Consider the following 20,544-nt stretch of genomic DNA (forward strand, 5'->3'; position numbering starts at 1 on the left):
TGCAAGTTTGATGCTCAGTAAGGTAATGTCCCTTCTCGGTTCACGGGCCTATAGCTCAGGCGGTTAGAGCGCTTCCCTGATAAGGAAGAGGTCGGAGGTTCAAGTCCTCCTAGGCCCACTCCGGTAAGGTCTTCGACATGCGTATGATGAAGATGCTCGCCGCGGCAGGAATCGGCATAGTTGTTGGTTTGAGCGTGATGAAGTACTTTAAGTCACGCGACGAAGACTACGAAGCTGAAACTTGGCACAATCTGGAAACTGCTTACGCAGCGTCTAGAACATAAGGGGCCATAGCTCAATTGGTAGAGCACCGCCTTTGCAAGGCGGGGGTTAGGGGTTCGATTCCCCTTGGCTCCACAGTAAACATCCCAGGCACAAATGCCTGGGATGTTTTTTTGTTGTGGGACAGTGCTATCGAAAGCGCGTCAACCAGCCCTCTATATGCCACTATTTGCATGAGTAGATGAACTCGTCGGGGGTGGTCGATATGGTGCGGGCAGCAGTTTTATTTGACATGGGTCGAACTCAGCCTTTTGTTGATTCCCAACCACTTGCAATTACTGATGTGGTCCTCGATTCACCTGGAGTGGGTGAGTTGTTGGTAAAAATTGAAGCCGCAGGGGTATGTCACTCTGATTTGTCAGTGGTGACGGGTCAGCGTCCACGGCCCATGCCGATGGTGCTTGGCCATGAGGCCTCAGGCGTCGTAGAAGCGATCGGTCCGGACGTGAGTGGCATCAAACCTGGGGATCACGTCGTTCTTGCGTTCATGCCGCAATGTGGGCGGTGTTCGTACTGTGTGTCAGGGCGAACCACTCTGTGTTCCGCTGGAGCCAAGTCGAATGGTGCTGGAACTCTGCTTGGTGGGGGAGTGCGTATCAGAGATGGTCATGGTGCCCCGATCCAACATCACCTTGGAGTGTCTGCGTTTAGTGAATACGCCGTTGTGCATCACTCATCAGCGGTGGTGATTGACTCCGATGTCCCCCTCGATATCGCGGCCTTGTTCGGTTGTGCGATGTTGACGGGCGTGGGTGCTGTTTGGAACACCGCAGGAGTTTCCGAGGGTGACGGCGTTGCCGTGATTGGTCTGGGTGGTGTGGGTTTGGCCGCAATAATGGGTGCGGCGGTTTCTGGCGCGTATCCGCTTGTTGCTGTGGATCCCAGTCCGGAGAAACGGGCGTTGGCGCGAGAACTGGGGGCTACGCACGATTTCTCCGTCAGCGAAGCTGACGAGGGGGTCAAAGGTCTTGGTGGCGTTCGGTTTGCGGTTGAAGCTGCGGGAGTTGTTCCTGCGTTGGAACAAGCGTTTAGGATTTTGGAGCGTGGCGGTACGGCGGTTTCGGTGGGGCTGCCCGCGCCGAGCGCAACTATCACGCTGCCTGCGTTGTCGTTCGTGGCGGAGGCGAAAGGAATTGTTGGTTCGTACATGGGTTCCTGTCGGCCTGGTCGAGATATCCCCAAGATGATTTCGCTGTGGCGGGACGGTCAACTGCCGGTGGAGAAGCTCTTGGACGGTGAGGTGTCGTTGAGCGACATCAATGGTGCCCTGGACCGACTTGAAGCGGGTGCGGCGGTCCGTCAAATCGTGCGTCCGAACCTGTAGGGGTGTTGTGGAAAACTCAACTGAAATTGTTACTGCGGAGCAGTTCCCGGTCTTGTGGCCAGTGCCCACGCGCTGGTCAGATAACGACCACTATGGGCATGTCAACAATGTTGTCTACTACTCCTATTTTGATACGGCAGTTAACGCTTGGTTGATTGACGCGACGGAGTCTGACATTCGGTCGTTGCCTGCGATTGGTGTTGTAGCGGAGACGTCGTGTCGGTATTTATCTGAACTGTCTTTTCCGGAGGAGGTAACGGTAGGTATTTCCTGTGAGCGGCTTGGTTCGCGCAGCGTGACGTACAAACTTGCAATCTTTCGCGCCAACGGTCAGGTGCTCGCTGCGATCGGCAGGTTTGTCCATGTTTACGTTGATGTACACACGCGTCGTCCTGTGGAAGTCCCCGGTGCGATTCGACTTGCCATCACCAGAGATCTGTTGAACTAGATCGTGGCGAAAGTTGTTTCACGTGGAACGTCCGGCTCGCGAACAATTGCGCATTGCATGGGGACGTGATGAGGTGACTCCATGAATCGCACATGGACTGTGTCTGAATCGATCGTCGTTGATGTCGATCCGTTGGCTGTGTACTCAGTGATCAGCAACCCGACTCGTACGGCTGAGTGGAGTCCAGAAAACACTGGAGCTGCGGTGGAGGACCCTCGGCCTGAGGCGTACGTTGGCATGGCTTTCGATGGAACGAATCGCCGTGGCCCTTTCAGGTGGGTAACCCGTTGTTATGTGACGGACGCAGAGCCCGGCAGCAGGTTCCGTTTTGAGGTTCGTCGATGGGGCGTTGGAAAGCCACTGCTCAAAGTCCCAGTCGCGTCCTGGGATTTCCAGTTAGAACCCGTGGCAAATGGAACAAAAATTACAGAAACGTGGACAGATGACCGGCGCAACTGGCCTGACCTGCTGTGCCGTGTTGTAGACCCACTGTTGACGTCTCAACCGTCGTTCGCCGACTTTAACCGGCGCAATATACAAACTTCGTTGCGCCGCCTTAAACGTCAGCTCGAGTCAGATAGCTAGGAGTAATCAACCTCCGTAAATGCGCAATGGCCCCTCATAATCCCACCAAAGGTGGAATACGAGGGGCCATGCTAAGCCTGCAAACTGCTATTTAGCGCGTTGTTGCACGAACTGCACGGTTCGTGTGCGAGCGGCCGCCCTGTCTGCCTGAGCTCTGGCGGTCACCGCCTTGCCAGCTGCTGCCGCTGCGGGATGCACCTGAGCGTGAACCTACGGAGCGCCCGCGGGGGCTGTGGCGAACATGTGGTGCCCGGTCGCCGCGGCGCACTTCCGGAGAAGGCGGTGCCGGGGTTACGTGTGGTGCCAGCTCGCCGACGAGGTTGGCTACCGGTGCACTTGACGCAGTGACGCGTTGCGCTTGTGCGTTGATGTCAGCCTTGCGGAGCAGTCGGCGAAGATCCTGACGCTGATCGGGAAGAACAACGGTGACTACATCGCCACTTTGGCCGGCGCGTGCTGTCCGACCGGAACGGTGCAGGTAGGCCTTGTGCTCAACCGGTGGGTCAACATGGACAACGAGTTCGACGTTGTCGACGTGCACGCCTCGAGCAGCGACGTCAGTGGCGACGAGAACACGAATTCCGCCTTCACCGAATGCATTGAGGTTTCTGTCACGCTGAGCTTGTGACAGGTTTCCGTGTAGATCAACAGCAGGAATGCCCTGCTCAGTGAGGTGTTTCGCGAGACGCTTTGCGTGGTGCTTGGTACGCATGAAGAGAATGCGGCGACCAGTGCCGGCCGCTAGCGCGTTGATAAGGCGTTTCTTCTCGTCAGCCGAATCGACTTCGAAGATGTGGTGCGTCATGGCTGCGACGGGCGAATTGGCCTCATCGACAGAGTGCATGACGGCGTTTTTGAGGAATCGCTTCACCAAGGTGTTGATGCCGTTGTCGAGCGTTGCTGAGAACAGCAGTCGCTGACCATCTGACGGAGTTGCCGTCATGATGCGGGTTACACCTGGGAGGAACCCGAGGTCGGCCATATGGTCGGCCTCATCGAGGACGGTGATTTCGACAGCATCGAGTGAGATGTGACGCTGCTTCATGAGGTCTTCGAGCCGGCCTGGGCATGCGACGACGATGTCGACACCGCGCTTGAGGGCGCCGACCTGACGGCCCTGTGGGACGCCACCGAAGATTGTGGTCACTCGCAAACCGGTGACGATAGCGAGGGGCTCAAGCGTTGCTGCGATTTGTGTGGCTAGCTCGCGAGTTGGCGCCAGAATTAGGCCACGTGGTTTGCCTGGTACCCGCCGTGATGCCCCAGCTTGCAGGTGCGTAACCATGGGGATAGCGAACGCGAGGGTTTTCCCGGATCCGGTCTTTCCGCGGCCAAGGATGTCGCGGCCCTGTAGCGAATCGGGAAGGGTGTCGACCTGAATGGGAAACGCGTCTGTTTTCCCATCTGCGGCGAGAGCGGAAACGATGTTTGCGGGCACGCCAAGGTCAGTGAAGGTGGTGTTGCTCATATTGCCTTTCGGGCATAGGCCACCGTGTGCCAACCCTCCATCAAAAGGAGTGCTGAAAATCGCGCATCACTGGTGGTATGTGGCGAACGCGCCGTCGAGCGCATCCGTTCGCCGTATGAAGAATCTTCGACCCCGGCTATTGCGACAACTAGTTGTTGCGTGGTGCTCGGGGGAGAGAGGAAGTCGTCTACGACGTAAAGCGGTATGCACGCTTAAGGCTGTGCGCACCGGCTTCTGATGAGTAGTCTAACCCACGTTCAGTTGACCTTGTAACAGGCAAACCGTTGGGCACGACGCGCAATGGGTGCCCAACGGTGTCCAAACAACCGCGCTTTAGCGGTTGTCAATCACTTCGTTTTCCTCGATGACCGTTGTGTTTGCGGTTGAAGTTGGTTGGCTCGTCGACTCACCGTTTGGTATGTCAATGGGGGCTTTGCGGTCTTCCCACCATTCGCGGAATGATCGGCGACGTTCCCGTCGACGATGGCGTGCGGCAGAGATATATACAGTCGTCGGCTGCCCCTGTTGTTGGGGTTGCGCCGGCGGTGTATCAGTGGGTGTTTGGGGCTTTGCGGCTTCGAGCATTCGCAGTGCTGAGCGCAGGTCAGAGACCCTTTCTAGCCGCTCCTGGGCCAGTACTTCCGCGGCCGTCCGGCGAGCGGCTTCGCTCTCCGCTCGCGTCTTGGTGACGAGCAGTTCTGTTTCAAGTTCCTGGACACGAGCTGTGAGCTTAGACACTTCAGTGGTGTCACTCGACTCGGAAGGCTTATTTGCTTCCGATTTAGTCGTTTGATCTTCGGGCGGTGATGGTCTGTCTGGTTTGAATCCAGCAGCAAGAAGGTCTTCGAGCGGAATTTGCCACCCGTCTTCTGTCTTGACTGCGCCAGGTAGTCGACCTCCGTCGAGTGCGCGCTGAATTGTGGCGCGCCCCACACCGCAGCGGCGAGCAGCTTCTGCGGCCGACCATCGTGGCCGGGTACCGGTTGTTGCTTGTTCGGTCATGCTCGAAATACTGCCCGGTAGGGTGACCGGAGGGTAATCGGACACGCCCGAAACACATAAATTTCACATTGAAATCACTGAAAATTAGCAGTGAGTGGGCACTATTTCTGAACGGTCAGGGGGTGCCCACGTGAGTGTGTTGGTGCTGTTTGAGCGACACGCAGGACCTGAATTGCGCGGGTTGGCTTCGCTTCAGTGAACTAGACTCGTGTGACGCTTGTCACTCTCAAGCGTTGTGGGTGACGCAACGTCGTATTGAATTCACCCTCGAGGTGAGAGCACACTGGGAATGTTGTCGACCGAAGGGGTGAGGCCTGTTAGCGCACAACAAGTGCCACATGTTTCGCTGACGCAGAATCACGGCAAAGTCAGGCGTCGCGAGGGCTATGTCTTGGTCGATGGGGTCCGTCTTGGCATTACCGAGTTCGGTTCCGGTGGACGACTAGTCATCCTTGCGCCCTCTTTGCTGCTCTCACGTCGTATGCAAGAACCATGGGCGCGCGAACTCGCTGAGCGTGGTTTCCACGTTGTATGCATGAACAACGTGCTGGCCGCCAAAAATGGACCCGCTGATCTAGATGATTACAGCGCTGAAGCTATTGGTCGTCGAATGGTGGGGCTTCTTGACGCAATAGGCGGTGAAATAGCGGTTTTCGGTGGCACATCGCTTGGCGCTAACGCCGCTCTTGAGGCAGCGGTTCTCGATCCGAACCGCACAGCCGGAATCATCGTTGAGGCGCCGATCCTCGATAAGAGCGTCGTCATCATCGCGCCGATCCTCACCTTGGCGTACGAGTTGTTCACATTGGGACGCCCCGTTCTGTGGTTCGCTCGTCGATTCGCGGGAATGTTGCCATCCAACAACCTGGTGACGCGGTTGATCTGGGACTTCCTTTCAGCGTCGCGTGTTGAACAAGCTGCACTCGTGCAGGGGCTGATGCTCGGACGGATTGCCCCGCCTCGAAAATTGCGCAGATCGATTGCTGTACCGGCGCTCATTCTGAGTGTGAACCGAGACCCATTTCATGTGGCGGCGGATGCTGAACAGCTTGCCGAGGACCTCCCAGACTCCCAACTGCACCAGGTGTCATCTGCGTGGACACTACGGTCGCGGGTTCGGGCGGTTTCGCCTGCCATTGTCAGCTTCCTTAATGAAGCGTTTGCAGCGCCGTGGGTTATATCGCGCACAATATTCACCCCCAATATCGGCGACTCGCACTTGAACTGAGGGCTCCTATGTCCAGGTAGTCTGACCATCGTGTGGTGGAACAGCAGAAGTGAAGTGACAGTCCATGGCGACGTCGACGACGCCTACGGTCCAGTAGTAGACGCATTCCGCAGGAACTTCACCCATCACAACGAATTAGGCGCTGCCCTCGCCATCTATCGCGATGGTGTACCAGTAGTTGACATTTGGGCCGGCAGACGAGACCTTCAACGAAATCTTTTGTGGGAGCGGGACACAGTTGTGCCCGTCTTTTCGACAACTAAGGGCATCACCGCGTTGGTGTTCGCTGTCGCAGTCTCACGTGGGATCTTGTCCTACAGCGACGCCGTAAGTACGTGGTGGCCCGAATTCTCTAGCCACGGGAAGCAGTCGATCACGATACGTCAACTTCTCGACCACGAGGCCGGATTACCAGCGATTTCAGTTCCACTCAAAACTGAGAACTTGCACGACCTGGACTTCCTCGCCGGCATTCTCGCTAACGAGAAACCACGGTGGAAGCCAGGCACGCGGCACGGTTACCACCCTATGTCCCTCGGGTTCTATCTCAATGAGGTGTTTCGTCGAGCCGATCCACTGCGACGGACGATTGGACAGTTTCTTCAACAAGAAATTTCCACCCCTCACAACCTGAACGTGCATATTGGAGTTCCGAAAGATTTCGACTTCAACACGGTGGCGAAGCTGGAAAAAGCGACACCGAGCGTACTTGCCGACAATATTCGAGATATCCCATGGCGGATGGCGGGGGACATAGCAGTTCACACAAGGCTCAAGCGCCCTCAGTTATCTGTCGAGAGTTTAAACAACCCTCGAGTGGGGTTGCCACAGTTTGCGAGTCGGCCCTCTTACCTGAACCCAGAGATGCCGTCGTGCAATGCAGTCGGAACTGCGCGGTCGATTGCGGCACTATATTCCGCTGCCGCAACGTCGAGCACAACTCCGCTGTCAGAGTTGTGGTCACAAGACGTACGAAATCAACTAGCTGAGCCTTCGCACGAGGGCGCGGCACCGGACCAAGACGTCACCCTGCATGTCCCAAGCCGCTACCACCTCGGTTTTCGCAAACCACACCCGAGCTTCCCTTTCGGGACGCCGTCGCCGGATAGTGCGTCCGATGGTCGAGCTTTTGGCACCACCGGAATTGGTGGGTCAATGGGATACGGCGATCCGGACACGGGTATCGGCTTTGCCTACGTGATGAACCAGCTTGGGGTTGCGATGCTCGACGATCCGCGTAACCGCCGGATTCGCGCGGCCCTGCAGCGGGTAGTGCACAACTAGAAGCTCCTCCGCATTGCCTTAGCGGGAGAAATGTTCTTCGGTGTCGTTCATCAACGATTTGAATGCCAGGCCCAAAACTGGTCCAGCTACGAGAAGTCCAGGCTTTAGGAGAAGCTGTCCTTCAATAGCGAACTTCCATGTGAAACGGGTGCCAGTCGGCGTTTTTTCGAGCAGAGTGTATTCGCCGAATCGCTTCAATCCTGGTGCACTGGACTTCACAACGGAGAACGCGTTTTCATACCGTTCGCCCGGTTTTTCGTTCCAGAGGAAGTACCGCTCCTCAACCGTGGCAAGGCCTGGCATGAGAGTTAATCTGCGACGGGTTCCGAGGCCAAAGGGGCGCTCTGTGATGTACTGCGCGCTCTTCACCAACTTGCACCATGACAGCGGTGCTTCACCGCCCAGTTCGGACCACATCTCGTCGATGTCGACTGGAATTTCTGCACTGAACGAATAACGATGCGGTGCAGAATCAAAAAACTCGAGGTCAACCTCGGTGAGATTAAAGATTGGTCGCATGGTGTTATATCAACTTCCGAGTTATCAGATCAGAATGAGCCGTCGTAGTCAGCTAGGCGTGGTGGCCGGGGTGCCGGTTCGTCAACGGCTTCGCCACGGCGCATGAACATCCGCACTCCACTTGCTATACCGGCGATTACTGCAACCCCAGCAATAGATTGAAACAACACACGGTTCCGGTGTGAACCTTCCGCGGCCATATAACCCCTCCTTGAGATTGACGAAACCAGCAACGGTTCCTGCGCACAACTGTAGTGCGCGGACACCATTTATGGATAGGGTGGGGCCTCCTGCCGCCATGATCGCTGTGAAGATGGCACCATAGGGGGCGTGACTTCACCTCATCAGACTGCAGTGGCCACGTTGCACACCAACCGTGGCGATATCAAAATCGCACTTTTCGGCAACCACGCTCCCAAGACCGTCGCGAACTTCGTGGGCCTTGCGACCGGAACCGCCGAATACAACGACAAGAACGCATCAGGTTCTAAAGAAGGCCCGTTTTACGACGGTTCGATCTTTCACCGTGTGATCGACGGTTTCATGATCCAGGGCGGGGACCCCACAGGTACCGGTCGCGGCGGACCGGGTTACCGGTTCGGCGACGAGTTCCATCCGGAACTTCAGTTTGACCGCTCCTACCTCTTGGCGATGGCGAATGCCGGCCCCGGAACGAATGGCTCGCAGTTCTTCATCACTGTTGGCAAAACCCCGCACCTGAACATGCGGCACACAATCTTCGGTGAGGTTGTGGACGCCGACAGTAAGGCCGTTGTCGACGCTATTGCGACCACAAAAACCGATCGTGGAGATCGCCCTGTCGATGACGTGATCATCAACAGCATCACCATCTCGGAATAAAGCGCGAGGAAATACGATGTCTCACCCCGGCTGGCCCACTGATAACCCAGTTCCCCAGCCGGGGTGTACTCGTCACCCTGGCCGTGTCACGGGGTTGCGCTGCAACCGCTGCAACAAGCCTTACTGTCCCGAGTGCCTGCGCGAAGCTGCTGTGGGATACCAGTGCGTTACGTGTGTGGCCGAAGGTGCCCGCACTGTTCGCCAAGCTCGCACGATTGCAGGAGCACCCCTTCAGATGACAAAAACCCGACCAACTGTGACGTTGTCGCTGATTGCCGTCAACGTGGTTGTTTTCCTGCTCACGGCTGCGCAAGCCGGCAATATCGCAGTGAATTACCGTGGTTCCGGGATCTTCGACGCATTCGTTCTGTTTTCGCCACTCGTCGCATTGGGCGAGTTTGAGCGATTGGTCGGGTCTGGTTTCTTGCATATTGGACCGTTGCACCTCGCGGTCAACATGTTTGCGCTGTATATCGTCGGCCGCGAGGTCGAAATAGTTTTAGGTAAGTGGCGGTACATAGCGGTTTACGGGATTTCGCTGCTCGGTGGCTCTGCTGCAGTCATGTGGATGCAAGCTGCGGTGCCAACCGCGGGCGCCTCAGGAGCAGTTTTTGGTCTATTCGGGGCCCTTGCAATCATCTTGTTGCGGCTACGCCAGAACGCCACGGGCGTCTTTGTCATTATTGGCATCAATATCTTCATTTCCGTCACCATCCCAGGTATTTCGCTGTGGGGTCACCTTGGTGGTCTAGCGACTGGTGCTGTTGCGGCCGCAGGGCTGCTGTACGCACCCGGGTGGATTTCACGCAAGGGATCTTTGACAGCGGAACGGGCGAGCCGCATCGGGATCATCGCACTCGCCAGCGTTGCGATAGTTGTTCTCGCGAGTATTGCGGTGAGGATCTTGGAATTACGCGGCCTGATGGCTAATATTTACGGCGCGTGAACCCTACGCTCCACAGAATGTCTGCAACCTGATCAGGTTCAGTCCCGAGATCCCATCTACTGAGGATGATGAGTCGGTCTTCGGGTTCATTCAGTTCGATTTCTAGCATCGGTACTCGTCGGCCAAGTCGCGGGTAGCGAAGCACTCTAACTTCCACGACGTGACGTGGCTCAAGGACGCATTCTCGACCGAGGAAACTCCGAAACCTAATCCGCGGCCCATGGTGTGGGTGGGGACGCAGTACGGCTAGTCGCGGAGTCGCGCGGTAGCCGCAAAATGCAACGAATAACAGCAGGAATGCCGCGGTGCCGGCCAATAGGCTCCCCGCCGGTTCAGACCGCACGATGTAGGTGACGTAGCTGAGAATGACTCCACCTATCGCGGCGACCCACAGGGCCGCCGGCTGTGGTGACCATTCCCAACTATCCCCACCCTGTGTATAACTCGGGTCGTTATGCACAGGGTTTATCCACAGTTGGGGAAAATGACATTGATGTAATTACCCTCGTCAACGCCATTTCAGCGTCATAACTAGCCCAACAATCCACAGACCGAACCCAATAAGGAAGTTCCAGGCTCCAAGTTCGTTGATCAAAGGGATCTCGGGACCGGCAAGGTAATACACCACCAGCCAGATCAGCCCGGCTAGCATGAATCCCAGCATTACCGATACGTACAGCGTGCTCGATGGGCCTTTAACCTTTACTGGGGTACGGCTTACCGGTGTGTGGCTCGCCGAACTTGGAACGTCGGAGCCCAAAGTGGCTCCCGTGGCTCCACTCGTCTTCTTGGATCCATGATCCTTCTTACGTACACGTGACTTCGGCATATTTCCTCGAACAATCTCCACCAGAGTTCGGACACGGACCGGAACACAACTGTGAAGTCCTGACGGTCGGGGCTCGCCATCTTGTGGACAACACAAAGTTCCCTAACTACACGCTAACCTAGCTTTACACGGTCGAAAACCAGACAAGGTCCATCATGCGAGGTTCCACAGCATCCGAACCCACCACCAGATCAGCTTGGAAAATCGCTGTTCCGGTTGTGTGTGTCCTAGCTGGCGTCATGCTTGCGACGGCGCACTCGGCTTCGCAAGGCGGCGAACTGCGCAGTCTAACCCCGTCACGTTTGCCCAATCTTGTCCGTGAAGTTCAGCACAACACTGAGCATATGCAATTGAGGCGCGACGAACTTGCGGCAATCATTTCCGAGACGCAAGCCGATATCGGAATGACAGACGTGGATGTTGCACAAACTCTCAGCGATATCCGAGCACTTCGCGAGCCAGGCGTATTTAGTGCACAGCAAGGTTCAGGGATTGTTGTCACACTGACAGATGCCGCCCGTGACCAGCAGGGAAACTATCCGTCGGGTGCTTCGCCTGATGATCTCGTAGTGCACCAGCAAGATATGCAAAGCGTTCTCAACGCGCTGTGGGCGGGCGGTGCGACCGCAATCCAAGTGCAAGACCAACGGCTCACTGCGTGGAGCGCACCACGCTGCATCGGCAACACACTGCTACTTCACGGACGGGCATACAGTCCGCCATATGTCATTTCCGCCGTCGGTGATCCAGACAGCCTGGGTGAGGCCCTCGATGCGGCGCCAGGTGTCCGCCTCTACCGCCAATACGCAGCTCGCTACGGACTCGGTTATGACGTCAACGAATCCGAAGATCTCACCATCGTTGCCCACGAAGAACCGTTGAGGCTGCGTTACGCATCGCCGCTCGAACCTCAGTAGCCGGTACTCTACCCATATGCGGATTCTCGTCGTCGACAACTACGACAGCTTTGTGTTCAACCTCGTGCAATACCTTGGCCAACTTGGTGTTGAAGCTGATGTATGGCGCAATGATGACGAGCGGCTCCGCGAACGTGCGCAACTGCACCAGCACGCTCGAAGCTACGACGGGATTCTGCTCAGCCCAGGCCCAGGCACACCCCAGCGAGCCGGCGCAACGATTCCGTTTGTGGAAGTCGCTGCGGAGGAGCGCACGCCGCTCCTCGGAGTGTGCCTTGGACATCAGGCCATCGGTGCTGCTTTTGGCGGTGTCGTGGAGCGTGCTCCTGAGTTGTTGCACGGCAAGACGTCGCTAGTAAACCACAATGGTCGCGGTGTTCTAGCCGGGCTTCCCAACCCATTTACCGCCACGCGCTATCACTCGCTGACCATTCGCCCTGACACGGTTCCTGACACTCTGGAAGTGACCGGCACGACGGATACCGGAATCATCATGGGTGTCCAGCACAAAGAATTGCCCATCCATGGTGTTCAATTCCACCCCGAATCAGTGCTTACTCAAGGTGGTCACCGAATGCTTGCTAACTGGTTGACGATCTGTGGTGAGAGCCCACGCGACGGATTGGTTGAGCAGCTTGAAGCTGACATGGTGACAGCGCTTGGATCGGCACTTTCGCACACCTGATCGGTTAGCGGGGGATTCCGAGTTCGCCAACCTCGACGGAAATTGGGTCATTACGGCCGATAGTTGACCCCGGCGATTGCTGCTGCGACATGATGCGGCCAACTTCAGCTGGGTTCAGGGTTGGTCGCCGGGTTTCGATCAAGCCTTCGCCCGACCACCCCGCTCCACGCAATGCCTGGAGCGCCTCGGCTGGCCTACTGCCCATGAGGTTAGGCATCTGCATCTGCGAGCCATTCGACACCTGCAAAGTCACCGTTGTCCCCAGCGTGGCTTGAGTTCCGCCCGTTGGTGCCATTTCCACGACTGTATTGACCGGTGAGTCGGAGTCAATCTGGTCAACAGAGACTTCGAACCCTGAAGCCCGAAGGTTTGCGACAGCAATCTCCTCATTCTGCCCGGTGACGTCGGGGACTCGGACGAGATCAGGACCCGTCCCGACAGTTACGCGAACAGCCGCCCCGACCGTGACGCTGACCTCAGGTGATGGATTCTGCCGAATAATCAAATCACGCTCAGCATTGGACGACGATGCGAGTTCAATTTCGTCGACGAGTTCGAGACCCGCGTCGCGCAATAATTCTTCAGCTTCGTCAATTGTTAATCCCACAAGGCTGGGTACAGGGACCCGTCCAGGACCGCTAGAAACGAACACTGTGATCCTAGTGCCGGCCTCCACCTCGGCCCCCGACGGTGGTTCCGTGCCGATGACTGCGCCCTCAGGCACAGACACATCTGGCTGCGCCTCGGTGTAGACGTCGAACCCTAGCTGCCTCAGCTGGTTTTGAGCATCCGCTGACGACAGACTCACTACAGCTGGCACCGTCACCATATCGGTTTCTGCAGTCTCGCTTGCCCACCAAAAGTACGATCCCACAGCTGCAAAAGCCAGAAGAAGAAGGAGAATCAGGGCGATCCAGCCGCCTCGTTGTCGGTGCTCACGATCCTCAGTGGGAATGAATTCGCTCATTCCAGGTTCTGATAACCCGATGATGGTGGTTCGTTCCGCATCCGTCATTATTGTCGGAGCGCTAGTTTTTCGCCCCTCCAAAGCATTGAGCAAATCGGTACGCATCTCGCCGGCGTGCTGGTATCGGTTGGCGGGATTCTTGCTCATCGCCTTCAATATGATGGCGTCGAGGGCTCGCGGAACCGACGGATTCACCTTTGACGGCTGAACTGGGTCTTCTTTGACGTGTTGATAAGCAACCGAAACTGGAGTGTCGCCGGTGAATGGCGGTTCACCGGTCGCTACCTCGTAGAGCACGCACCCTAGTGAGTAGATGTCAGATCGAGCATCTACTTTCTCCCCGCGTGCCTGTTCAGGCGAAAGATAATGTGCGGTGCCGATGACGGTAGCGGTCTGAGTAACCGAATTCGTCGCATCAGATATTGCACGGCTAATACCGAAGTCCATGACCTTCACAGCGCCAGAATGCGACACCATAATGTTTGCGGGCTTTACGTCACGGTGGATGATTCCGTTGGTGTGGCTGAACTCCAATGCGGTGCACACTTCAGCAATGACGCGCATTGCGTAGTCAGGTTCCATCGGCCCGCTTGCGCGTACTAGATCGCGAAGAGTGTCGCCTTCGACGATTTCCATCACGATATAAGGCAAAGGACCTAGGTCGGTTTCTGCCTCGCCGGTGTCATACACTGCGACAATCGTCGAGTTGTTCAGCGATGCAGCGTTCTGCGCCTCCCGACGAAACCGCAGGTAGAAGGTTGGATCGCGGGCAAGGTCAGGTCGCAGAACTTTAATTGCGACGTCGCGTTGGAGCCGGCGATCGTGGGCTCGATGAACCTCGGACATTCCTCCGAAACCGATGGTTTCGCCGAGTTCATACCGCCCAGACAACTCCCGTGGAGTGATCATGGTTCGGGGACTTCCGGAGCCTCAGGCAATAGCGTTTCGTCAATTACAGGGATTTCGTCTGGGAAAATGCGGTTGGCGCTGTTGCCGCGACCGGGGAGGATCCGCGATAGGGGACCGTTCTCGGTGGTGACATCGTTTGTCGGTTCGTCAGGCTCGGTGGTCTCGTCAGGTTCGTCGGGCTCCGTGGTCTCAGGCGGGGTCGTTACCACCGGTTCAGTCGTGGGATCTGGAGTCTCAACTGGGGGTTCCGGAATGGGTTCTGGTTCCACAGTTTCCACGGGTGGTTGCGTTGGCGGAGCGACTGGTACCCGGTTATCGAGCATGTTGCTTACCAGCAGAATTGCAGTGGTGATGCCGACAAGGACGAAGATTGCGGCAGCTCCCCATGCGAGGATTTTCTGCCCTGTGGAGAAGCCAGTCTCGGGCGGCGGTGCGTAAGCGTAAGAATTCGCACCGTAAGAATTCGCGCCATAGCCTCGGTAGGCGACCGTTTGGTTGGCAAGCTGAGGCCGTTGTGTGGTCGGCAAGACCTGGGTTGATGCCGGTGTTGCCATGGGAACAATCGCCTGAAAACCCCCGCTTTTAGCGCCCCTTGGGTCATCTGGTTGTCGTCCAGCGCGGGCATCAGCAACCGCTGCCGCGAAGCTACCACCGTCTTTGTACCGAGTCTTTGGATCCTTAGACAGGGCGACGTCGATGAGTGTTCGCACTTCCTTTGGCACATCACCCGGAAGCGGTGGTGGTGTCTCGTGAATGTGCTTCATCGCCACGGTGAGTACGCCTTCGCCAACAAATGGCCGCCTACCGGCGATAGCTTCGTACCCGACAATTCCGAGGGAATAAACATCGCTAGCTGAAGTTGCTGGTTGACCCGAAGCTTGTTCGGGCGAAATGTACTGCGCGGTACCCATCACATGGCCTGTACGAGTTACAGGCGCAGCGTCGACTGCCTTCGCAATGCCGAAATCCGTGATCTTCACTTGACCTGACGGCGTGATAAGGATGTTTCCAGGCTTTACATCTCGGTGTACCAAGCCGGCGTCGTGTGCGACTTGTAGTGCTTTGCCTGTCTGCTCCAGCATGTCGAGGGCGAGTGGAAGTGGGATACTTCCCATTCGTGCAAGGACTGTATTGAGTGGTTCCCCGTTGACGAGTTCCATCACTAGGTAGGCAATTGCACGATCGTCATCGTCGTGAGTTTCGCCGTAGTCGAAAACACTTGCGATGCTCGGATGGTGAAGCTGCGCGGTCGTTTTTGCCTCAGCCCGGAACCGTATGAGAAATTCAGAATCCGACGAGACCTCGGGTTTGACAACCTTTACCGCAACACGACGATCGAGGCGAGTGTCGAGTGCTTCCCACACTTCACCCATGCCGCCGCTGGCGATAAATCGTTGTAGCCGATAACGATCGGCGATGATCGTCCCACTGTGAAGTGTCATGCTTAGCCCCCCTGCAACGCGGCCCGTATCACAGCCCGTCCGATTGGCGCCGCCACAGAGCCACCGGTAGCGGCCAGTGATCTATCGCCACCGTCCTCCACTATGACAGCAACTGCTACCCGCGGATTCTCAGCGGGCGCGAAGGCAATGTACCAGGCGTGTGGTGGTGTGTTCCGAGGGTCAGTGCCGTGTTCGGCTGTTCCGGTTTTTGATGCGATCTGTACCCCTGGCACCGCACCGGCACCTGTTGTATTGAGCTCTGATGCAATCATCATTTGCGTCAGTGTCTCAGCTATTGCTGGGGAAATCGCACGCTGCACTTCGGTGGGTTGCGCTGAGGACAATACTGACAAGTTGGGACCCTGCAATTGATGCACCAGTTGCGGTTCCAACCGCATGCCGCCGTTTGCCACTGTTGCTGCAATAACAGCATTCTGTAGCGGTGTAAGCGCTACGTCGCGTTGACCAATGCTTGATTGGCCGAGCGCTGCTGAATCGTCAATTTCTCCCACTGTGGAGGGAGCGACCCGCAGGGGTATATCCCACTCGCCGCTGTCGATACCGAAAGCAGAAGCGGTGTCCTTCAACGCCGAAGTTCCTGTTGCGATTCCCATTTCGACGAAAGCAGTGTTGCAGGACAAGCGGAAGGCGTTAAACAGTGTCGTGGACGCGCCACCGCCGCAGGTGGCACCGCCGTAGTTTTGCAATGTCGTGTTTGTGCCGGGAAGCGTGTACTGCGCGGCGGCGGTGAACTGATCGTTCGGCGTCACTCCTGAAGCAAGTGCGGCAGCGGTCGAAACGACTTTGAACGTCGACCCGGGCGGATACGTGCTCTGCGCCGCACGATTGAGCATCGGGTTTCGGGGATCCGCCTGTAGTTCGTCCCACGCCCCTTGGCTGATGCTTGAGTCATGGTTAGCGAGCGGATTCGGGTCGTAGCTTGGCGCGCTAGCCATGGCTAAAATTTCGCCAGTCGATGGCTCGATCGCGACAACCGAGCCGGCGTAACCACGACTAGCCAGTTCGTCGTACGCCACCTGCTGTACGAACGGTTGAAGTGTTGTTACGACGTTCCCGCCGCGTGGATCACGGCCCGTGATCAAGTCGAGCAATCTTCTGCCGAAGAGTTGATCGTCCGATCCATTGAGAATGGAATCTTCTGCATTCTCAAGTCCAGACGTTCTGAACTGCATCGAGTAGAACCCGGTAATTGGGGCAAATGCTTCTGGACTATTCGGATTACCGGGTTGCGCCGGATATGTCCGCTGATAGCGGAAGCGAGAATCAATGGGTATGGACGATGCCAGTACCTGTCCGGCCGCGGAGATTTGTCCCCGATGGCGCGCGAACTCGTCGAGCAACACCCGCGAATTGAACGGGTTAGCTCGTAGTTCGTCAGCCTTAAAAACCTGAACATACGCGGCGTTGCCGATGAGTAGAGCGACCATCACCATTACCGCTAGAGCCGCGCGCTTGAGTGGGGTGTTCATAGCTTCTTCACCATCGCTGTCGGTGCATCAGCTAGTGGGGGAGGAGTGGCCTTTTTCTTGGTTTCACTGTGTGGTGCTCGTGCTGAATGGGAAATGAGCAACAAAATGGCAACCAGAATGTAGTTGGCGAGCAGGGACGAACCTCCGTACGACAAGAATGGTGTGGTCAGCCCCGTGAGCGGTATTAGTTTGGTGACGCCACCAACGACAACAAAAACCTGCACCGCCAAAATGAACGAGAGACCGGCGGCAAGGAGTTTGCCAAAGCTGTCTCGAACAGCGATGGCCGCACGGAAACCTCGAATAGAAATGATCAAGTACATCAGCAATACAGCGGTGACTCCGATGAGCCCGAGTTCCTCGCCGATCGTGGCGACGATGAAATCAGTTTTTGCGAACGGCACTGAGTCCGGTCGTCCGCTTCCGAGTCCAGTTCCCGCTAGTCCACCAGTTGCCAGGCCGAACAGTGAGTTCGAAATTTGAAAGCCGGTAGAGAAGTAGTCGTCGAAGGGATCTAGCCAGGTGTGGACACGAATCCTGACGTGTCCGAAAAGGAAATATGCGCAGGTAGCCCCCACCATGAAGATGGCCGCACCAATGACTACCCAGCCGACGCGTTCAGTCGCGATATACATGAGGACCAGGACTGTTGAGTACAACAGGAGCGACATACCGAGGTCTGTTTGAAAGACAAGGATCGCGAGCGCTATTCCTGCCGCCGCGACAACTGGTGCGAGGTCTCGCAGTCGCGGAAAATCCATCCCCAGAACGTGCTTCCCAGCAGTGGTGAATAGTTCACGCTTGGCAACGAGCAGGCTGCAGATGAAAATTATGAGCAGGATCTTGGAAAACTCTGCGGGCTGGATGCTAATGAACGGCAATCGGATCCAAATTTTGGCGCCATTAACTTCAGAGATGCTCGCTGGTAGAAAAGCTGGAAGCGCAAGGAAAACAAGACCGAAAAGCCCCACGGTGTAGCTATATCGGGCAAGCCGACGGTGATCTCGCAGCAGGAATAGCACCGAAATGAAGACGATGATACTTACCGTCGTCCACAGGATTTGTTTTGCGGCATCTGGCGCAGGTACCGGGATTCCTGCCATGCGCGCAGCCTGCTGTTCAGCGAGATCAAGCCGGTGTATCAACACCAAACCCAACCCATTCAACAGCGCAACGATTGGCAAAATAACAGGATCGGCGTAGGGAACAAAAATGCGAACTGCTGTATGTGCGATACCGAGAAGTACTAAGTATGCAGCGCCGTATTTGAAGAAGTCGATGGTGACCGACTGCTCCATACTTGCCTGAACCAAAATGAACGCTACCGCCACGATCGACGCGGCAAGGATGAGCAATCCGAGTTCGGCGTTCCGACTGTCGCGGCTACGCCGGTCAATTACGCCGCTGTCGGGCGAATTCGTCTCAGAAGTACCCATCAACTACTGGTCCTACACGTTGAACCTGGAATCTGCAATTGGCTAAGTTCCGGCAGGCCTATGGTGCTTTCTTCGTCTGTTTCTGTTTCGTCGTCGACACTTGGCCCCGTGGGCGCTGTCGGTGCTTGGCACAGCGGTAGCAATTCGTTGCTCAGCAACTGGTTAAGTTGCTGTTCAGCTTCGTCACGTTTTCCGGCCGGCAGCCCGATACGTACCTGCTCACGCGCTGATGGAACGAGGTCATTCAGCGTAAGAATCGAGCAGTCAACTCCGGGCGGAGCAGATTCGCCAGGGGAGACATGCGTGATGTCACCCTCGCTGTCCACACATCCGAGAGTGTCCACTTCCTGGAGCGGAATTCCTAGAAACGAACCTGACACTCCCCGCATGATAGCGACGTGCTCGTCGGATTCGCCGACATAAAAGTTGGAACGAATAACTGTGCGGGCGACAATAACGCCAGTGACCAGCAGTATGAGGACGGCCGCTAGGGAAACCCAACGCCAAAGACGGTTCGACCTTTTTGGTTGCGTGCCATTGGGGGTCGAGCTTTCCGTAACTGTGACACGGCGTGGTTCCGCTTTTGGCGGACGCATCGCTGCTGCGCGTCCTGCCGAGGTATTAGGGAGGGGAGTGTCCTCATTTTTTCCGGACACTGCACCCGCCAGAATCGGACGGCTTTGTCCGTAGTCAACGTCAATAACGTCGGCGACGATGACTGTCACGTTGTCTGGACCACCGCTGCGGAGCGCTAGCTCGATGAGGCGATCGGCTGCCTTATTCTGATCCCCTTCGCTAAGGGTGTTGGCGATAGTTTCTTCGCTCACAACGTCCGATAAGCCGTCGGAGCACAACAGGTATCGATCGCCCACCCGAACTTCACGCACTGTGAGAGTGAGTTCAACATCGTTGCCTGTAAGGGCGCGCATGATGAGCGACCGTTGTGGGTGGCTATGTGCCTCGTCAGCCGAGAGTTTTCCGGCGTCAACAAGTGATTGAACGTAGGTGTCATCGCGGGTTATCTGCGTTAGCGAACCATCGCGCATGAGGTACGCACGCGAGTCTCCGACGTGCACCAAACCGAGTTTTGAACCACCAAAAAGTATCGCGGTCAGCGTGGTGCCCATGCCTTCAAGCTCGGGCTCTTCCTCAACCTGCTGTGCGATCGTTTCATTGCCTGCCCGAGTCGCTGCTGCGAGCTTCCCGATGAGGTCGCCGCCGGGTTCATCCTCATCGAGATGGGCGAGCGTTGAAATGATCAGCTGGGACGCAATTTCGCCGGCTGCGTGTCCTCCCATACCGTCAGCGAGAGCGAGAAGTCGCGCACCTGCATAAACGGAGTCTTCGTTGTTGGCGCGGACAAGCCCCCGGTCACTCCGGGCCGCGTATCGGAGGACTAGGGTCACGGTCTCAGCTCAATTGCGGTTTTGCCCACACGGATCGGTGTGCCGAGCGGGACTCTGACGGGCGTGGTCACTTTTGCACGATCGAGGTAGGTTCCATTCGTCGAGCCAAGATCCTCCAGATACCAATCACTACCCCGCGGCGATATTCGCGCATGCCTATTGGAGGCGTAGTCATCGGTGAGGACGAGAGTGGAGTCGTCAGCGCGTCCGATCAAGATGGGGTTCTGGTCGAGAGTGATGCGCGTTCCCGCAAGTGCTCCGTGGGTGACAACTAATGTGTGGGCAACTTTGCTTCTTCCCAGCAATCCCCGTGACCGCTTTTGTCGTGGCGGCCGACTTGGCGCTCGAAGACCAGCACCGGCATAAATGTCGGCGCGCAAAACCCGCATTACAGCGAGGACAAAAAGCACCAGGAGAAGCAGGAAGCCGCCCCGTGTTAGTTGCAGGATAAGACCCTGCATGAGCACACACCTCCTCTCAGCAGTTCATTGTTCGTGTGCAAAAGCCTCGCTGTCG

At 56.7% G+C, this 20,544-nt stretch carries 22 protein-coding genes and 2 tRNA genes; 12 read left to right on the forward strand and 12 right to left on the reverse strand.

Annotation, left to right across the window (positions count from 1 at the left end):
* Positions 1–44 precede the first annotated feature (44 nt).
* The 6 genes from IEW73_RS07735 to IEW73_RS07760 all read left to right on the forward strand — a co-directional run bounded on the left by IEW73_RS07735 (position 45) and on the right by IEW73_RS07760 (position 2,639).
* A tRNA-Ile gene (locus IEW73_RS07735) sits at positions 45–118 on the forward strand.
* 19 nt (positions 119–137) lie between these two features.
* A complete protein-coding gene (locus IEW73_RS07740) occupies positions 138–284 on the forward strand; it encodes a hypothetical protein (RefSeq protein ID WP_188672387.1) in 147 nt (48 codons plus the stop codon).
* Positions 285–357 (forward strand) — tRNA-Ala (locus IEW73_RS07745).
* A 106-nt stretch (positions 358–463) separates the two neighbouring features.
* Positions 464–1,606 carry an alcohol dehydrogenase catalytic domain-containing protein gene (locus IEW73_RS07750; RefSeq protein ID WP_229675822.1) on the forward strand — a complete coding sequence of 381 codons (1,143 nt, stop codon included), beginning with the start codon at positions 464–466 and terminating at the stop codon, positions 1,604–1,606.
* Between the two features lie 7 nt (positions 1,607–1,613).
* Positions 1,614–2,054, forward strand: a complete 441-nt coding sequence (locus IEW73_RS07755; protein WP_229675823.1) for an acyl-CoA thioesterase — start codon at positions 1,614–1,616, stop codon at positions 2,052–2,054.
* 81 nt (positions 2,055–2,135) lie between these two features.
* Positions 2,136–2,639 (forward strand): SRPBCC family protein, encoded by a 504-nt coding sequence (locus IEW73_RS07760; protein WP_188672392.1) that lies wholly within the window; start codon positions 2,136–2,138, stop codon positions 2,637–2,639.
* Between the two features lie 91 nt (positions 2,640–2,730).
* Here IEW73_RS07760 and IEW73_RS07765 read toward each other — a convergent pair whose 3' ends face one another.
* Positions 2,731–4,107: a DEAD/DEAH box helicase gene (locus tag IEW73_RS07765; protein WP_188672395.1), complete on the reverse strand. Its 1,377-nt coding sequence runs from the start codon at positions 4,105–4,107 to the stop codon at positions 2,731–2,733.
* Positions 4,108–4,440: 333 nt separating this feature from the next.
* Entirely contained in the window at positions 4,441–5,109 is a 669-nt protein-coding gene (locus IEW73_RS07770; protein ID WP_188672397.1) for a helix-turn-helix domain-containing protein, read from the reverse strand.
* Positions 5,110–5,440: 331 nt separating this feature from the next.
* Between IEW73_RS07770 and IEW73_RS07775 the strand changes: the two genes are divergently transcribed.
* Positions 5,441–6,337, forward strand: coding sequence for an alpha/beta fold hydrolase (locus IEW73_RS07775; protein WP_188672400.1), 897 nt, complete (start codon positions 5,441–5,443; stop codon positions 6,335–6,337).
* Between the two features lie 30 nt (positions 6,338–6,367).
* Positions 6,368–7,621, forward strand: coding sequence for a serine hydrolase domain-containing protein (locus IEW73_RS07780; protein WP_188672405.1), 1,254 nt, complete (start codon positions 6,368–6,370; stop codon positions 7,619–7,621).
* Between the two features lie 18 nt (positions 7,622–7,639).
* On the opposite strand, the gene IEW73_RS07785 is transcribed toward IEW73_RS07780, so the two are convergent.
* Together IEW73_RS07785 and IEW73_RS07790 are read right to left on the reverse strand one after the other, a co-directional pair.
* Positions 7,640–8,140 carry an SRPBCC family protein gene (locus IEW73_RS07785; protein ID WP_188672408.1) on the reverse strand — a complete coding sequence of 167 codons (501 nt, stop codon included), beginning with the start codon at positions 8,138–8,140 and terminating at the stop codon, positions 7,640–7,642.
* A 29-nt stretch (positions 8,141–8,169) separates the two neighbouring features.
* Positions 8,170–8,340, reverse strand: coding sequence for a hypothetical protein (locus tag IEW73_RS07790; protein ID WP_188672410.1), 171 nt, complete (start codon positions 8,338–8,340; stop codon positions 8,170–8,172).
* 130 nt (positions 8,341–8,470) lie between these two features.
* Between IEW73_RS07790 and IEW73_RS07795 the strand changes: the two genes are divergently transcribed.
* Complete coding sequence (locus IEW73_RS07795; RefSeq protein ID WP_188672413.1) at positions 8,471–9,001, forward strand: peptidylprolyl isomerase; 531 nt, start codon at positions 8,471–8,473, stop codon at positions 8,999–9,001.
* Between the two features lie 16 nt (positions 9,002–9,017).
* Positions 9,018–9,947 (forward strand): rhomboid family intramembrane serine protease, encoded by a 930-nt coding sequence (locus IEW73_RS07800; protein ID WP_188672416.1) that lies wholly within the window; start codon positions 9,018–9,020, stop codon positions 9,945–9,947.
* On the opposite strand, the gene IEW73_RS16530 is transcribed toward IEW73_RS07800, so the two are convergent.
* Together IEW73_RS16530 and crgA are read right to left on the reverse strand one after the other, a co-directional pair.
* Entirely contained in the window at positions 9,928–10,104 is a 177-nt protein-coding gene (locus tag IEW73_RS16530; protein WP_229675871.1) for a PH domain-containing protein, read from the reverse strand. The genes IEW73_RS07800 and IEW73_RS16530 overlap by 20 nt on opposite strands.
* Before the next feature lie 351 nt (positions 10,105–10,455).
* Entirely contained in the window at positions 10,456–10,776 is a 321-nt protein-coding gene (gene crgA / locus IEW73_RS07810; protein ID WP_188672422.1) for a cell division protein CrgA, read from the reverse strand.
* Positions 10,777–10,931: 155 nt separating this feature from the next.
* On the opposite strand from crgA, the gene IEW73_RS07815 reads away from it, so the two are divergent.
* Positions 10,932–11,693 carry a DUF881 domain-containing protein gene (locus IEW73_RS07815; RefSeq protein WP_188672425.1) on the forward strand — a complete coding sequence of 254 codons (762 nt, stop codon included), beginning with the start codon at positions 10,932–10,934 and terminating at the stop codon, positions 11,691–11,693.
* A gap of 16 nt (positions 11,694–11,709) precedes the next feature.
* Positions 11,710–12,378, forward strand: a complete 669-nt coding sequence (locus tag IEW73_RS07820; RefSeq protein ID WP_188672428.1) for an aminodeoxychorismate/anthranilate synthase component II — start codon at positions 11,710–11,712, stop codon at positions 12,376–12,378.
* Between the two features lie 4 nt (positions 12,379–12,382).
* Here the strand turns inward: IEW73_RS07820 and pknB are convergent, their stop codons facing one another.
* From pknB to IEW73_RS07850, 6 genes are read right to left on the reverse strand one after another with little or no spacing between them, the layout of a single operon-like run.
* Positions 12,383–14,254 carry a Stk1 family PASTA domain-containing Ser/Thr kinase gene (gene pknB / locus IEW73_RS07825; RefSeq protein ID WP_188672431.1) on the reverse strand — a complete coding sequence of 624 codons (1,872 nt, stop codon included), beginning with the start codon at positions 14,252–14,254 and terminating at the stop codon, positions 12,383–12,385.
* Positions 14,251–15,696, reverse strand: a complete 1,446-nt coding sequence (locus IEW73_RS07830; protein WP_188672434.1) for a serine/threonine-protein kinase — start codon at positions 15,694–15,696, stop codon at positions 14,251–14,253. The genes pknB and IEW73_RS07830 overlap by 4 nt, the downstream gene beginning before the upstream one ends.
* Positions 15,697–15,698: 2 nt before the next feature.
* Entirely contained in the window at positions 15,699–17,186 is a 1,488-nt protein-coding gene (locus tag IEW73_RS07835) for a peptidoglycan D,D-transpeptidase FtsI family protein (protein WP_188672437.1), read from the reverse strand.
* Positions 17,183–18,622 (reverse strand): FtsW/RodA/SpoVE family cell cycle protein, encoded by a 1,440-nt coding sequence (locus tag IEW73_RS07840; protein WP_188672439.1) that lies wholly within the window; start codon positions 18,620–18,622, stop codon positions 17,183–17,185. The genes IEW73_RS07835 and IEW73_RS07840 overlap by 4 nt, the downstream gene beginning before the upstream one ends.
* Positions 18,622–20,028: a PP2C family protein-serine/threonine phosphatase gene (locus IEW73_RS07845; RefSeq protein WP_188672442.1), complete on the reverse strand. Its 1,407-nt coding sequence runs from the start codon at positions 20,026–20,028 to the stop codon at positions 18,622–18,624. The genes IEW73_RS07840 and IEW73_RS07845 overlap by 1 nt, the downstream gene beginning before the upstream one ends.
* Positions 20,025–20,489 (reverse strand): FHA domain-containing protein FhaB/FipA, encoded by a 465-nt coding sequence (locus tag IEW73_RS07850; protein ID WP_188672445.1) that lies wholly within the window; start codon positions 20,487–20,489, stop codon positions 20,025–20,027. Before IEW73_RS07850 ends, IEW73_RS07845 begins: the two co-directional genes overlap by 4 nt.
* Positions 20,490–20,544 lie beyond the last annotated feature (55 nt).

Source organism: Hoyosella rhizosphaerae (assembly GCF_014643175.1).
Lineage (GTDB): Bacteria > Actinomycetota > Actinomycetes > Mycobacteriales > Mycobacteriaceae > Lolliginicoccus > Lolliginicoccus rhizosphaerae.

What these genes read in the sequence shown, in the direction of transcription:
- IEW73_RS07740 (WP_188672387.1), top strand. Translation starts at nt 138, where the DNA reads ATGCGTATGATGAAGATGCTCGCCGCGGCAGGAATCGGCATAGTTGTT.
- IEW73_RS07750 (WP_229675822.1), top strand. Translation starts at nt 464, where the DNA reads ATGAACTCGTCGGGGGTGGTCGATATGGTGCGGGCAGCAGTTTTATTT.
- IEW73_RS07760 (WP_188672392.1), top strand. Translation starts at nt 2,136, where the DNA reads ATGAATCGCACATGGACTGTGTCTGAATCGATCGTCGTTGATGTCGAT.
- IEW73_RS07765 (WP_188672395.1), bottom strand. Translation starts at nt 4,107, where the DNA reads ATGAGCAACACCACCTTCACTGACCTTGGCGTGCCCGCAAACATCGTT.
- IEW73_RS07770 (WP_188672397.1), bottom strand. Translation starts at nt 5,109, where the DNA reads ATGACCGAACAAGCAACAACCGGTACCCGGCCACGATGGTCGGCCGCA.
- IEW73_RS07785 (WP_188672408.1), bottom strand. Translation starts at nt 8,140, where the DNA reads ATGCGACCAATCTTTAATCTCACCGAGGTTGACCTCGAGTTTTTTGAT.
- IEW73_RS07790 (WP_188672410.1), bottom strand. Translation starts at nt 8,340, where the DNA reads ATGGCCGCGGAAGGTTCACACCGGAACCGTGTGTTGTTTCAATCTATT.
- IEW73_RS07800 (WP_188672416.1), top strand. Translation starts at nt 9,018, where the DNA reads ATGTCTCACCCCGGCTGGCCCACTGATAACCCAGTTCCCCAGCCGGGG.
- crgA (WP_188672422.1), bottom strand. Translation starts at nt 10,776, where the DNA reads ATGCCGAAGTCACGTGTACGTAAGAAGGATCATGGATCCAAGAAGACG.
- IEW73_RS07815 (WP_188672425.1), top strand. Translation starts at nt 10,932, where the DNA reads ATGCGAGGTTCCACAGCATCCGAACCCACCACCAGATCAGCTTGGAAA.
- IEW73_RS07820 (WP_188672428.1), top strand. Translation starts at nt 11,710, where the DNA reads ATGCGGATTCTCGTCGTCGACAACTACGACAGCTTTGTGTTCAACCTC.
- pknB (WP_188672431.1), bottom strand. Translation starts at nt 14,254, where the DNA reads ATGATCACTCCACGGGAGTTGTCTGGGCGGTATGAACTCGGCGAAACC.
- IEW73_RS07830 (WP_188672434.1), bottom strand. Translation starts at nt 15,696, where the DNA reads ATGACACTTCACAGTGGGACGATCATCGCCGATCGTTATCGGCTACAA.
- IEW73_RS07835 (WP_188672437.1), bottom strand. Translation starts at nt 17,186, where the DNA reads ATGAACACCCCACTCAAGCGCGCGGCTCTAGCGGTAATGGTGATGGTC.
- IEW73_RS07840 (WP_188672439.1), bottom strand. Translation starts at nt 18,622, where the DNA reads ATGGGTACTTCTGAGACGAATTCGCCCGACAGCGGCGTAATTGACCGG.
- IEW73_RS07850 (WP_188672445.1), bottom strand. Translation starts at nt 20,489, where the DNA reads ATGCAGGGTCTTATCCTGCAACTAACACGGGGCGGCTTCCTGCTTCTC.